6 protein-coding genes are annotated in these 14884 nt (G+C 63.2%); all 6 read left to right on the forward strand.

Features of this window, described 5'->3' with window-relative positions; translation table 11 throughout:
* Positions 1 to 37 precede the first annotated feature (37 nt).
* Complete coding sequence (metG, locus tag KIH76_RS04530) at positions 38 to 1900, forward strand: methionine--tRNA ligase (protein ID WP_219069533.1); 1863 nt, start codon at positions 38 to 40, stop codon at positions 1898 to 1900.
* 989 nt (positions 1901 to 2889) lie between these two features.
* Positions 2890 to 4329, forward strand: coding sequence for a sugar porter family MFS transporter (locus KIH76_RS04535; RefSeq protein ID WP_338023585.1), 1440 nt, complete (start codon positions 2890 to 2892; stop codon positions 4327 to 4329).
* A 182-nt stretch (positions 4330 to 4511) separates the two neighbouring features.
* Positions 4512 to 6137 carry a C69 family dipeptidase gene (locus tag KIH76_RS04540; RefSeq protein WP_219069535.1) on the forward strand — a complete coding sequence of 542 codons (1626 nt, stop codon included), beginning with the start codon at positions 4512 to 4514 and terminating at the stop codon, positions 6135 to 6137.
* A gap of 426 nt (positions 6138 to 6563) precedes the next feature.
* Positions 6564 to 6995 (forward strand): 50S ribosomal protein L11, encoded by a 432-nt coding sequence (rplK, locus tag KIH76_RS04545; protein ID WP_163230130.1) that lies wholly within the window; start codon positions 6564 to 6566, stop codon positions 6993 to 6995.
* A gap of 17 nt (positions 6996 to 7012) precedes the next feature.
* The gene (rplA, locus tag KIH76_RS04550; protein ID WP_152357936.1) at positions 7013 to 7705 is read left to right on the forward strand and encodes a 50S ribosomal protein L1; all 693 of its coding nucleotides are present in this window, start codon (positions 7013 to 7015) and stop codon (positions 7703 to 7705) included.
* A 407-nt stretch (positions 7706 to 8112) separates the two neighbouring features.
* On the forward strand, positions 8113 to 14499 hold the full coding sequence (locus tag KIH76_RS04555; protein WP_219069537.1) for an InlB B-repeat-containing protein: 6387 nt from the start codon (positions 8113 to 8115) through the stop codon (positions 14497 to 14499).
* Positions 14500 to 14884 lie beyond the last annotated feature (385 nt).

Genomic DNA, 14884 nt, shown 5'->3' on the forward strand with positions numbered 1-14884 from the left:
TCCGGCCTGTCCTCGCTGAGCCTGATAATTTGGCCTTATGAGTCATATTCTGGTGAATGTTGCATGGCCGTACGCGAACGGCCCCCGTCATATCGGCCACGTCGCCGGCTTTGGTGTGCCGTCCGATGTCTACGCGCGCTACGAGCGCATGAAGGGCAACGACGTCCTGATGGTGTCCGGCACCGACGAGCACGGCACCCCGATCCTCGTCGAAGCCGAAAAGGAAGGCGTGACCGCGCAGGAGCTCGCCAACCGCTACAATCGCGTGATCGCCAAGGACCTGTGCGACCTCGGCCTGAGCTACGACCTGTTCACCCGCACCACCACCGGCAACCACGAGCACGTGGTGCAGGAGCTGTTCAAGCAGTGCCTCAAGAACGGCTACATCTACAAGGGCACGCAGAAGGTCGCGATCTCGCCGTCCACCGGCCGCACCCTGCCCGATCGCTACATCGAGGGCGAGTGCCCGATCTGCCACGCCGAGGGCGCGCGCGGCGACCAGTGTGACGCCTGCGGCAACGAGCTCGATCCGGACGAGCTCATCAACCCCGTCTCCAAGATCAACGGCGAAACCCCGCGTTTCGAAGAGACCGAACACTACTTCCTCGACCTGCCGGCGCTCGCCGACGCGAATCTCGCGTGGCTCAAGACCCGCACCGGCTGGCGCACGAACGTCATCAACTTCTCCATCGGCCTGTTCAAGGAGGTCAAGCCGCGCGCGATCACGCGCGACATCGACTGGGGCATCCCGGTTCCGGTCGCGGGCTGGATCGACAACCCGAACAAGAAGCTGTACGTGTGGTTCGACGCGGTGATCGGCTACCTGTCGGCGTCGATCGAATGGGCGCGCCGCCAGGGCGACCCGGAGGCGTGGCGCAAGTGGTGGAACGACCCAGGCTGCCCGGCCTACTACTTCATGGGCAAGGACAACATCACGTTCCACTCCCAGATCTGGCCGTCCGAGATGCTCGCGTACAACGGCCAGGGCTCCAAGGGCGGCGAGACGGGCGAATACGGCCCGCTCAACATGCCGGAGCAGGTCGTGGCCTCCGAGTTCATGACGATGGAAGGCAAGAAGTTCTCCTCCTCGCGCGGCATCGTCATCTACGTCAAGGACATCCTCTCGCGTTACCCGGTGGACGCGGTGCGCTACTACATCTCCGTGGCCGGTCCGGAATCCTCCGACTCCGACTTCACGTGGGCCGAGTTCGTGCGTCACAACAACGAAGAGCTCGCCTCGAGCTGGGGCAACCTGGTCAACCGCGTCGCGAACCTGATCAACAAGAACTTCGGCGAGATCCCGGCGCTCGACGAGGCGTCGCTGACCGACGAGGACCGCGCGCTGCTCGACGAGACGAACGCCGCGTTCGCCACGGTCGGCGGACTGATCGAGCACCACCGCCAGAAGGGCGCGCTCAACGAGGCCATGAAGATCGTCGGCGACATCAACAAGTACATCTCCGCCACCGAACCGTGGAAGATCAAGGACGACCCGGCCCGTCTCGGCACCGTGCTGCACGTGGCCGCGCAGGCCGTGTCGGACGCGAACCACCTGCTTGCGCCGTTCCTGCCGCACTCCGCGCAGAAGGTGTGGGAGGCGCTCGGCGGCACCGGCACCTTCTCGCCGCTGCCACGCATCGAGGAGGTCGAGGATCTCGACAAGCCGGGATTCCACTACCCGATCATCACGGGCGACTACAAGATGGGCGAGACCGTGCACCCGTGGAAGCGCGAGGAGATCGTGCCGGGCACCCCGGTGGCCAAGCCCTCGCCGATCTTCGCGAAGATCCCGCAGGAGGCCGTGGCCGAGGAGCTGGCCCGCTTCGACGCCGAGCTGGCCGCCCGCCGTGAGGCCGAAGCCAAGCGGCTGGCCGAGGCGAAGGCCGAACTGAACAAGTAAGGTTCTTCCGGCTTGCGCCGGCCATGCGCATTCATGACGCCCGTGCCTGACCGCACGGGCGTTTTTTCGTGGCGTATGCTTCTCGGCACCCCCGATGCCCCCTATTGCACAATCCCGCCACATGGTTCTCAGGGTTTTGTAAGGAACATGCATCGTTCCTCCAAGAAAGCGGCGGTTATATAGACCATGTCAACGGTTACGGCCGATGGCGAGGTTCCGCAAGAACCCCATAACTGAACCCTTCTTCTCTCTTCTCTCTCACCCGGCGGCTCTCCCCGCCGGGTTTCTTCTTCTCTGGGGTTTCCCGGTGGTTTCCCGGGCCGTCTGTGTGTTTTCCTTTGTGTTCTTCCCCAGGCTTTCCACGCGGTTTCTCCCGGGCTTACGGCCGTTTCCGCTCCCCGAAACGGCCGTAAGCCCGGGAGGCTGAGCTGGTTACTTGGGAGGGTTGGCTTGGTTCCCGGGCATACGGCCGGTTTCAGTCCTTGAAACGGCCGTAAGCCCGGGAGGCTGAGCTGGTTACTTGGGAGAGTCGGCTTGGTTCCCGGGCATACGGCCGGTTTGGGGGTTAAAACTGGCAGTATGCCCGGGGAGAATGATGGTGTGGCTGGACTTTCCCGGGCATACTGCCGGTTTCGCACCTGGAACCGGGCGTATGCCCGGGAGGGGTGTGCGTACGGAGGGGGTGGGACCGGCCACGTCGGAGTGTCGTGGCCCGACATCGCATATACTGCTATACACACATACACGTTGTAGCAGGGTTGTTACTCGTACGAGGCAAGACCTGGAAGCGTTCGGAAGCCATATTCCGATCGTTTCCGGGTCTTTTTTGTTGCCCGCACCGCGCCCGCCGCAACGCGATGAGGCAGCCGGCGCAGGCGTGGCCGCCCGCCCGGCAGACCGAATCAATGGAGATGGAAGGAACACACATGACAGAAGCAATGACCCCCGCGTCCGCCACGACCGAAGCGGCGGCCGGTGCGGCATCCGTGATGCACGAGGAATCCGTCAAATCCACCGTGGAGTCGGCGATCGAAGCGGTGGAAACCGCCGAATCGCGCGGATTCTCGTCACGATTCCCGCTCAACAGCGGGTTCATCTTCACGTTCGGCGCGCTCGGCGGCATGCTGTTCGGCTTCGACACCGGCATCATCTCCGGCGCGTCGCCGCTCATCGAATCCGACTTCGGCCTGACCGTCTCGCAGACCGGCTTCATCACCTCGTCCGTGCTCATCGGCTCGTGCGTCGGCGCGCTGTCGATCGGCACGCTGTCCGACCGGTTCGGCCGCAAGAAGCTGCTCATCGTCTCCGCGATCCTGTTCCTGCTTGGCTCGGGCCTGTGCGCCACGTCCACCGGCTTCCTCATGATGGTCGCCGCCCGCATCATCCTCGGCCTCGCGGTCGGCGCCGCCTCCGCGCTTACCCCCGCCTACCTCGCCGAACTCGCGCCGAAGGAACGCCGCGGCTCGCTGTCCACGCTGTTCCAGCTCATGATCACGTTCGGCATCCTGCTCGCCTACGCCTCGAACCTCGGCTTCCTCAACCACGACCTGCTCGGCTTCGCCGACTGGCGCTGGATGCTCGGTTCGGCGCTCGTGCCCGCCGCGCTGCTGCTCATCGGCGGCCTGCTGCTGCCCGAATCGCCGCGCTACCTCGTGAACAAGGGCGACGAGCGCAACGCGTTCAAGGTGCTCACCCTCATCCGCAAGGACGTCGACCAGGCGCAGGTCCAGCTCGAGCTCGATGAGATCAAGGCCGTCGCCGCACAGGACACCAAGGGCGGCGTGCGCGAACTGTTCCGCACCGCCCGCCCGGCGCTCGTCGCGGCCGTCGGCATCATGCTCTTCCAGCAGCTCGTCGGCATCAACTCGGTCATCTACTTCCTGCCGCAGGTCTTCATCAAGGGCTTCGGCTTCCCCGAAGGCGACGCGATCTGGGTGTCGGTCGGCATCGGCGTCGTCAACTTCGTCTCCACGATCGTCGCGACGATGATCATGGACCGCTTCGGCCGCAAGCAGCTGCTCATCTTCGGTTCCGTCGTGATGACCGTCGCGCTCGCCATCCTCGCCGTGATGAACTTCGTGGGCGACGTGTCCGCGCTCGCCGTGCCGACGATGATCCTGATCGCGTTCTACATCCTCGGCTTCGCGATCTCGTGGGGCCCGATCGCGTGGGTGCTCATCGGCGAGATCTTCCCGCTGTCGGTGCGCGGCATCGGCTCGTCGTTCGGCTCGGCCGCGAACTGGCTCGGCAACTTCATCGTCTCGCAGTTCTTCCTCATGCTGCTCGACGCGTTCGGCAACAACGTGGGCGGCCCGTTCGCGATCTTCGGCGTGTTCGCCGCGCTGTCGATCCCGTTCGTGCTGCGGTTCGTGCCCGAGACGAAGGGCAAGTCGCTCGAGCAGATCGAGGAGGAGATGACCCGCCGCTAGCTCGCTGCTGGCCGACCGCTGACCGGTTGGCCTGTTGGCTGACCGGTCGGCCCGCTGTCCGGCCGGCCCGCTGTCCGGCCGATCTATCGTCCGGTTGACTCACGGCCGGCGGTTCCGTTATGGTTGTTCTCGCCCGTCGAACGTGTGCACTGCGTTCGACGGGCGTTCCTATAGTGGGTGCCATGTCATGCACCACTCTGCTTGTTGGCAAGAATGCCAGTTACGACGGCTCGACCATCATCGCCCGCGACGACGATTCCGGTTCCGGCCGTTACGATCCGAAACGTTTCGTCGCGGTCGCCCCGGCCGACCAGCCGCGCCACTACCGCAGCGTGCTCAGCCACGTCGAGATCGACCTGCCGGACGATCCGTGCCGGTATTCGATCGTGCCGAACGTGCTGCCGAACCGCGGCGTGCTGGCCGAGGCCGGCGCGAACGAATACAACGTCGCGATGAGCGCGACCGAGACGATCGCCGTCAACGAGCGCGTCGCCGCGGCCGACCCATTCGTCGAGCTCGTGCCCGCGACCAGTGAGCCGGGGGATGCCGGTTACGAGCCGGAACAGCCGGGCGGCATCGGCGAGGAGGACATCATCACGCTGGTGATCCCGTACGTGAAGACCGCGCGCGAGGGCGTCCGCCGGCTCGGCGAACTGCTGGAGACGTACGGCACGTACGAGTCGAACGGCATTATCATTTCGGACGTGGACGAGATCTGGTACGTCGAGACGATCGGCGGCCACCACTGGATCGCGCGGCGCGTGCCGGACGACTGCTATGCGACGATCCCGAACCAACTCGGCATCGACGACTTCGATCTGACCGACGCGTTCGGCGAGCAGCGTGAATACCTATGCAGCGCCGATCTGCGCGAGTTCATCGCGGAACATCACCTCGACCGCACGATGCGAACGATGGCAGGCAACGGCTCGTCGCGCATCGGCTTCGCGGCGGACGGTTCCGTCTCGCAGTCCGACCGCTTCAACCCGCGCACGGTGTTCGGCGACAGCACGCCGAAGGACCACATCTACAACACGCCGCGCGCATGGTACATGCAGCGCCACCTCAACCCGAGCGAGGACTGGGATTCGCCGGCGGCCCGCTACACGCCGATCTCCGACGATATCCCGTGGTGCCGCGTGCCCGAGAACAAGGTGACGATCGAGGACGTCGACTTCCTGCTCGGCTCGCACTTCGAAGACACCCCGTACGATCCGTACGGCACGCTCGGCACCCCTGAATCGCGTCACCGCTACCGTCCGATCGGCGTGAACCGCACCGGCCACATGGTCGCCATCCAGCTGCGACCGTATGCACCCGCGTGCAGCCGCGCGGTCATGTGGATCTCGTACGGCTCCGGTCCGTTCACCACGGCCGCGCCGTTCTATGCGAACGTTACTGACACGCCAGCGTACCTGCGTGACACCACGCCGCAGGTCTCCACCGACAACCTGTACTGGACGAACCGACTGATCGCGGTGATCGCGGACGCGCACTGGTTCGAAACGAACCGGCTGATCGGCGGCTATGTCGAGAAGGTTCGCACGTTCGGGCATCGTCTGGTTGAGGAGACCGACGCGGCGATCGAAAGCGGACGGTTCGACGACGGCGCGGACGGCAACGGCGACGGTCGTCTCGACGGCGACGGATCGCTTGACGGCCGGCCGGTGACCGCGGTGCTCGGCGAGGCGAACGATCGCATGGCCGAGTTCCTGCGCGAGCGCGCCACCACGCTGCTCGACCGCGTGCTGTACGAGGGCAGCAACCATATGCGCAACAGCTTCGCCATGTCCGATCGCTGGAACTGATTCCTCATCCTCGGCCCCCTCTGCTGAGGGGGCTGTCAGCAAAGCTGACTGGGGGAGAGTCCGGCGTCTGACGCTTGACTTGTCTTTTCGACCGAGCGCGCCACTTACCTGTCATTTCGACCGAGCGCAGCGAGTGGAGAAATCTTCCAGGCGCAATGGTTCCAATAAGATTTCTCGACTCGGCTGCGCCTCGCTCGAAATGACAATAGATGGCTTCTGCTTGAAATGGCGTGAACGGCGTAATGGGGTTGTCGCCCACATGCGGCATAATGAGATGGTTTGTGTCTGGAGGGCCTACGGACCGCGCGAGAAGCGCCCGCGAGCCTGCTAGCACAGCACAGCAATCATACGGTTGCGGGAGGAGTTCGCCGCGGGAAACCAAGGCGTTCGCCACTATCACCGCTTCATAGAAAGAAGAACCATACAATGGCTCCTAAAAAGAAGGTCACGGCGCTGATCAAGCTCCAGATCCAGGCCGGCAAGGCCAACCCGGCCCCGCCGCTGGGCCCGGCCCTGGGTTCGCATGGCGTGAACATCATGGACTTCTGCAAGGCGTACAACGCCCAGACGCAGGACAAGATGGGTCAGGTCATCCCGGTCGAGATCACCGTCTTCGAAGACCGTTCCTTCACCTTCGTCCTCAAGACCCCGCCGGCTGCGGCTCTGCTGAAGAAGGCCGCCGGCGTCGAGAAGGGCACCGAGAACCCGCTGACCCACAAGGTCGGCTCCGTCACCAAGGCTCAGGTCCGCGAGATCGCCGAGATCAAGATGGCCGATCTGTCCGCCCGTGACATCGAAGCCGGCATGAAGATCATCGAGGGCACCGCTCGCTCGATGGGCATCACGGTCACCGACTGAGAAGAGGAGAAGGACTAATGGTACAGCGTTCCAAGAAGTATCGCGAGGCGGCCGAGAAGGTCGATCGCAACAACCTCTACACCGCCAACGAGGCCATCGCTCTCCTCAAGAGCATGCCGGAGTACAAGTTTGACCAGACCGTGGAAGCGGTGCTGCGCCTGAACGTGGATCCGCGCAAGGCCGACCAGCTGGTTCGTGGCTCCGTCCTGCTGCCTCACGGCACCGGTAAGACCGCCAAGGTCCTCGTGTTCGCCCGTGGCCCGAAGGCCACCGAGGCCACCGAGGCCGGCGCCGACATCGTCGGTGATGACGACCTGATCGCGAAGGTCGCCGACGGCTTCCTCGACTTCGACGCCGTCGTCGCCACCCCGGACATGATGGGCAAGGTCGGCCGCCTCGGCCGTGTGCTCGGTCCGCGTGGCCTCATGCCGAACCCGAAGACCGGCACCGTCACCATGGACGTGACCAAGGCCGTCAACGAGATCAAGGGCGGCAAGGTCGATTTCCGCGTCGACAAGCACGGCAACCTCTCCTTCCTCATCGGCAAGATGAGCTTCGACGAGGCCGCTCTGGACGAGAACTTCAAGGCCGTGGCCGACGAAGTCAAGCGTCTCAAGCCGTCCACCGTGAAGGGCCGTTACGTCACCAAGGCGACCATCACCTCCACGATGAACCCGGGCGTCCCGGTCGACCCGATGACCGTTGCCTGATTCCGTTTCGTCTCGCTACGAACCGAATCACACGGTCACGGTAAGTGACTGATCAAGACCCGCGTTGCGATTTCCGCAGCGCGGGTCTTGTCGTATCTGCGTCAGTAATCCCGTAGGTGGGTAAATCTGGATCGACAATTCGATAGGTGGGTAAATCTGTACTGGTTAGGCTCGATCCGACGGCCTAACTAGTTGAGATTTACCCACCTATGAGATCTTGTGTCCGGTTCTACCCACCTTTCGTGTTGAATGACGGATGTCGGACTGCGGATCGTCGGCAATCCATCCGGTGATATTGGGCTGTGTGACTGGGCGGTATCGTCTCGGGTGGGGGGTAGCGTTCGAGTCAAGGCAATGAGGTTTCGCCTTCAATCACAAACGCATTTGAAGAGAAGAGGGCAGTGCCTATGGCACCAACCAATCGATTCGGGCAATGGCTGGCAGTTGGTGCGGCGGGGGTTGTGGCCGCAGCGATGATGCTGACCGGCGTGGGTTTCACGGCAACCGCGAACGCCATCGAGCCCGACAATACCAATGATTCCGCCGCAACATCCACCGTGCCGTCGCTGGATACGAAGACCAAGACGACCGGCGCGCCGACCGCATCCACGGCGACGTTCCCGGCGAAGACGTCGGACATCGCCGTCGCCGACAAGGTGACGGAGATCACCGAGATCACCAAGGACACGGAGATCAAACCGAGCGATGGCGTGGTCGTGTTCAAGGCCACGGAGATTCCCGTCGACGTGATGGTGCAGATCGATCCTGGTTCCGTCGTGAAATTCGATCGAACGGAGGTCGTTGTTCACGGTAGCCTGCAGGTGAATGACGCGACGCTTACCGCGCTTACCGATGATTCGGTCGGCGGCGATACCGACGGCGTGCCGATGGAGTCGGTGCAGGCTCAGGCCTCCGGCAAATGGAAACTGACCGTCGATGGCGGATACCTGTCGGTGCGGGGTTCCACCGTGAAGTACATAGGCGCCGATAGCGATTTCGGCATCAAGGCTACGAATCCGGCCCAGTTGGTGCTGGCCGACAACACGATCACGTCTGTCGGGGCGTTGCTCGGTGTCGATCAATCCGCGGTCCAGCCGTGGATCACCACCAATAGGATCCATGTGCTGCCGAGTCATTACGGCTCCGTTTTCAGCGGTTCCATCGACTCTTCGTACATCAATGCCGTGATCGATCTGAACGGTCTCGCCTTTGGCGCCGATCCGACGGTCTCCAGCAACACCTTCTCGTATGAGAACCCGTTCGACAACAGCCTGCGGCCGATGATCGACACGTATGTGCGCGTCAACAGCGACACATGCCTGCCTGACACGGCGGTAGAGGGCAACACCTTCACCGGTGCCGTCCGCAATGTCGTAAGAATCGATGGCATCCAATGTTTCGACGCGGACAAGCTGGCCGGCAATCACGTGAGCAACGCCGAAACCAACGGCGGCATCTACATCGGCACCACACTCTCCAAATCAACCACCCTGCCGTGGCTGACCGGCAACGCCGTACCGGAATTTTCATATTTAAACGGTCAAAACACCAATGAGAACGGCGGCCTTGTAGGTGACGGCATCACACTGACGCTGAATCCCGGCTCATACCGAGGCGGCATTTCCGTCGGTCAGGGCGGCAATGTCATGATGAACGGCACGCAATCCGACCCGGTCGAAATCGATCCGTACTGGTATGCCCATCAGGATGACGGCAATACCGACGTTCTCAACGACAACGGCGCGATGAGGGCGAAAGACAAGATGTATCCGGCACTATCCGTGATCAAGGGAGGCACCGTCGATCTCAACCATGTGATCATGCGCGGCGTGCAAGGCGTTGCGGACTTCGGATTGTCGGGATACTACAGCATCCCTACTGTGCAGATTTCGGCGGATACGGTTCGGGTGAAGAACAGCGTATTCGAGTCGTCCGTGCTGAATGTCAGCGAAAACGCGGCCCAGACTCCGGTGATCACCGGCAACCAGTTCATCAACGGCAGTCATGTAGGCGTTCCTGCGGTATCGGTCGCCTCCAGCCTGATCGATCTGAACGATCTGGCCGGCAACACCGTCAAAGGCAACAGCAACAAGCAGTTGTATATTCGAGGCAACGCCGCCGGCGGCGAAGCTACGCTGACCTCCAGTGTGGAACTGCCGTTGGAGGGCAATCTGATACCGACGGTGTACAGCGAACTGACCATTCCCGAAGACAAGACGATGCAGTTGAACAAGGGCGCGGTCGTCAAGTTCGATAATAGTTACGGTCAGGGGCTGATCGTCAAAGGCAGTCTGCTCGCGCAAGGCGACGAGAAGAACCCCGTCGTCTTCACGTCGAGCGACGACAGCGCGATCGGCAACGACTTCGGCGGTCAGATTCCCGAACAGCGCACCAATCGCGAGGTGACGGTCGCGGCCGGAGCGCGGGCAGAACTCGACCACGTGGTGTTCAAGAACGCCGATACCGGCCTGTTCACACGCAACCATGCCGCGGCGACGGTGGTGAACAGCAAGTTCATCAACACCACGAAGGCATTGGACGCCGAAGCGTTCGGCGCGAACGAGGAAGCCTCGAAGCTTGACCAGTACTATCACGGCATCTTCCGTGCCGCGTATGAGAAGTTCTCGCCGCTCAACTGCGAACCGCCGTACACCTCCACCATTTTCGTGGCGAACAACTGGTACGGCGACAGCGGCATCCCCGGCGGCGAACCGGATTGGGAATCCAGTGAAGGCGGCGACTCCAAGGACGTCGCCAAGAAAATCTGGGACGGACTCAACAAGTTCACGTTCCCCGCGCTAGACGTGTGGAATGGCGGGCCTGCCGGAAAGACGGGCAAGGAACTCCAGGAGTTCCTTGACAGTTACAGCACGGCCAAGAAGGAAGCGCAGGACTTCTACGACAAGGACATGCAGGCCGCCTACAAGGGTATCGACTCGCTGTTCGACGAGCAGCAGTACAGCAAGCAGATCGAAGCGGCCGGCAAGACCAACACCATCCCGTACGCCACATGGGAATGCAGCATCAAAGCGGCCCGATTCACCGGCGACGACGTCAAGGATATGAAATGGTCCGAACCATACACGCCCGTGGTGAATCTGGAGCAGCCGCAGGTCGTGCAGCTGTTCAAGAAGTACATGTTGCGTGACGATACGGGTGTCAAGTACGACCGTCTGTCGTACAAGCCGTCTTCGGAATGGCTGGCCAAGGCACCGTATCAGGACACGATGGCCAAGGCCGACGCCAACGCCGATCTGGGATATCTCAGCGTGTACTGGCAGAAGCAGCATCTTCAGTATAATTACAGCGCATGGCACGGTGACCTGCTGGGGAAGACGTTCGACCCGGACACGACCACATACACCCTGACGGCACCGTATTCGGTCTCCGAGGTCTATGTGACGCCGTGGACGGCGGATTACAAGGCGACGGTCATATCTTCCGCGTATGTTCCCACCATCGATGGATACCAGCAACAGCTCAACGTCGGATCCAACACCGTGCTGTTCCAAGTGACCGCACGTGACGGCAAGACGAAGAAGACGTACCGCATCATCATCAACCGGCAGAAGCCAAGCGCCGACGCCAGCCTTGCCAACCTCGAAGTCGGCATCGGCTCGCTGACCCCGAAGTTCACCAGCAAGGACACCGACTACGAGTGGCACGTGCCGTACGACATGGTGAATGGCGGAGCCGTGCATCTGACGGCGGTCACGGTGCCTGGCGCACGTGTGGACAACAACTGGATCAGTGATCCGTACTACTACAGCACCAGCGCATACGTGTACGCGAGCGATGACGACAATGTCGATGACTCGGCTCGCTACATCAAGCTCACCGTCATCGCCGAAGACGGCCACACCACCAAGGACTATTCGATCAAGGTGATCACCGATCCGGCCCCGCCGGTGACCTACACGGTCGCGTTCGACGCGAATGGCGGCTCCGCTGTCGCCACGCAACGCGTTGAAAAAGGCAAGACCGCGAGCAAGCCGGACGACCCCAAGCGTGACGGCTATACGTTCGACGGCTGGTACACCGACAAGGACGGCGGTGAATCCGTCGACTTCACGGCCAAGATAACCGGCAATGTGACCTATTACGCGCACTGGACGGCCAAGCCGGTCGCCCCCGCGTCCATCGCCATCACCGGCGACGGGGTCAAGGACGGCAAGGCGGCGCTCCTCAAGGGTGCATCGCTCAAGCTCGCCGCGACCGTCGCGCCGGACGATGCGGCCGACAAGTCCGTCACATGGTCGTCGAGCAACGACACGGTCGCCTCGGTCGACGAGGACGGCAACGTCACCGCGCTGGCCGCCGGCACCGCGACCGTCACGGCCACGGCGAACGGCGACAAGAAGATCACGGCAAGCGTCACCGTCACGGTCACCGTGCAATACCGCACCGTCGCGTTCGACGCGAACGGCGGCACGGCCACGGCGGACAGGCAGCAGGTCGAAGACGGCCAACCGGTCGCCAAGCCGGCCGACCCGACGCGCGACGGCTACAAGTTCACCGGTTGGACGACCGATCGCGACGGCAAGAACGCCTACGACTTCGCGGCCCCGGTGACCGGCGACCTGACCCTGTTCGCACAGTGGCAGGACAGCCAGGCCCCAACCATCACGGGCGGCGGCGACGTGACCATCCAGCAGGGCGCGGCGTTCGATCCGATGGCCGGCATCACCGCAACCGACAACGCGGACGGCGACCTGACCAAGTCGGTCAAGCTCACAGTCACCGATGCGAACGGCAACGCGATCGCCTCGATCGACACCGCCCACCCCGGCACCTACACGCTGACCTACGCGGTGAGCGACCAGGCCGGCAACGCGGCCAAGCCGCTCGTGCGCAAGCTCACCATCGCTCCGATCATTCGCACCATCACGTTCGATGCGAACGGTGGATCGGCGGTTGCCACGCAGCAGGTCGCCGACGGCGGCACGGTCAACGAGCCGGCCGCGCCAACCCGCGCAGGCTACGCGTTCGACGGCTGGTACACGGCCAAGGACGGCGGCGACCGCGTCGTCTTCCCGGTCGTCGTGACCGCCGACGCGACCTACTTCGCGCATTGGACGAAGCTCGCCGAGATCAAGCCGGTGTCGATCGACGACGTCACGGCCGCGATCATCCAAGGCCAGACACCCGACCTGCCGAAGACCGTGACCGTGCGGTACTCGGACGGCACCAGCAAGGCCGTGGGCGTGACGTGGAACGAGCCTGACTGGGCGAACGCCAAGCCCGGCGACGTGACCGTCGACGGTACGGTCGACGGCGTGACCGGCCTGACCGCCAAGGCCGTGGTCACGGTTGCCGCCGACACGAGCGCGCCGGTCATCGACGTTCCGCAGGATCAGCGCGACGTGACCATCAAGACCGGCGAGAAGTTCGATCCGATGGCCGGCATCACGGCTTCCGACAACGCGCTCGGCGACGTGACCGGCCGCATCAAGGCCGCGATCACCGATGAGTCCGGCAAGGCGGTCGATGCGATCGACACCGCCAAGCCCGGCGCGTACACGATCACCTACACCGTCGCGGACGCGGCCGGCAACACGGTCACGTTTGTGCGCATCCTAGTCGTCGAGGCGATCACACGTACGGTCACGTTCGATGCGAACGGCGGCAGCACGGTCGCGGCGGCGACGGTCGAGGACGGCAAGCCGGTCGCGGCACCGGCCGATCCGACGCGCGACGGCTACACGTTCGCCGGCTGGACGACCGACCGCGACGGCAAGACCGCATACGATTTCACCAAGCCGGTGACCGGCGACCTGACGCTGTTCGCGCAGTGGAAGGCGAAGGAATCCGGCAACGAGCCGGGCGACAACGGCGGTGAGCAGCCAGGCAATCCGGAGGAACCGAACAAGCCGGGAACCGATCAGCCGGGCAAGCCGGGGGAGAACGGCAACCAGCCGGGCAACGGCGGTTCCGAGCAGCCTGGTGACAACGGCGGCAACACGCCGAACCAGCCTGGTGACAACGGTAACAACGGCAATAACGACTCCGGCAGCAACGGTTCTGGCAACAATGGTTCCGAGCAGCCGGGCAACGGCAACAACCAGACTGGCGATCATACGACCGACAACCCGGGCAGCAACGGTTCCGGCAACGGTTCCGGCAACGGTTCCGCCGATAACGGTTCCGAGCAGCCGGGAACCAACAAGCCGGACGAGAACTGGACGCCGCTGCCGGGCGACCAGCTCACCGACGCCAACCGCGGCTCGATCTCCGTCAGCAGCGGCAACGCGACGGCCGGCAAGACCTACCGGCTCTACGTGACCGGTCTGACCGACTGCTTCGCGCAGGTCGACGCCGGCAAGACATGCACGCTCGTCGCGTACATCTACTCCGACCCGGTGCGGCTGCTCGCCGCCGACGGCAAGGCCAACACCCTCGCCGTGCAGAAGGACGGACGCGACTACTACGTCGAGGTCACGGTCCCGGCCGGATACTCGGGCGACCACCGGATCGCGCTGTACGACGGCCAGGGCGATCTCATCGGATGGTCGCCGGTGCGCGTGGCCAAGCAAGGCGAACAGCCGAACGGCGGTTCCGTCTCGACGAACGACCAGGGGCAGCAGAACGCCGGCAACGGCGGATCCCAGAACGGCCAGAACGGCGCTCAGGGTTCGCGGGGTAACGCGGGCGCTCAGTCGAAGAGCAACGGTGCCGCGGCATCGCAGGTCAAGCAGCTGACATCCACCGGTTCGGCGGTCAATGTGATCGCGGGCGTGGTCGTGCTCCTGCTGACGGCTGCGGGCGCGGTGCTCCTGGCGCGCAAGCGGCGCTGACCGGACGGATCCGGGACTGACCGGTGTCCGTTGGCCTGACGGGGCGCAGAAGGTTTCGGCCTTCTGCGCCCCGTCTCGTATGTGCTTATGGGCCGTGTCGGATCGGGGACTGGTGACGGGGTGACCCGATAGGTGGGTAAATTCGGATCGGGAATCCCGTAGGTGGTTATATCTGGATCGACAATTCGATAGGTGGATGAAATCGGACAGGAAATCTCGTAGGTGGGTAAATCTGGACTAGTTAGACTCGATCTGACGGTCTAACTGGTACGGATTTACCCACCTATGGAATCTTGTGTCCGGTTCTACCCACCTATTGAGGTGACTGATCCTGATGTATCCACCTATCGGAGTGGGGACGTCAGGTTCTGCCCACTTACTCAAT

Origin of the sequence: Bifidobacterium simiiventris, from assembly GCF_019331715.1 — a bacterium.
Classification (GTDB): domain Bacteria; phylum Actinomycetota; class Actinomycetes; order Actinomycetales; family Bifidobacteriaceae; genus Bifidobacterium; species Bifidobacterium simiiventris.

Bases quoted from the DNA above. Each gene is read 5' to 3' on its own strand.
- rplK (WP_163230130.1), top strand. From the start codon at position 6,564: ATGGCTCCTAAAAAGAAGGTCACGGCGCTGATCAAGCTCCAGATCCAG.
- KIH76_RS04555 (WP_219069537.1), top strand. From the start codon at position 8,113: ATGGCACCAACCAATCGATTCGGGCAATGGCTGGCAGTTGGTGCGGCG.
- KIH76_RS04535 (WP_338023585.1), top strand. From the start codon at position 2,890: ATGCACGAGGAATCCGTCAAATCCACCGTGGAGTCGGCGATCGAAGCG.
- rplA (WP_152357936.1), top strand. From the start codon at position 7,013: ATGGTACAGCGTTCCAAGAAGTATCGCGAGGCGGCCGAGAAGGTCGAT.
- KIH76_RS04540 (WP_219069535.1), top strand. From the start codon at position 4,512: ATGTCATGCACCACTCTGCTTGTTGGCAAGAATGCCAGTTACGACGGC.
- metG (WP_219069533.1), top strand. From the start codon at position 38: ATGAGTCATATTCTGGTGAATGTTGCATGGCCGTACGCGAACGGCCCC.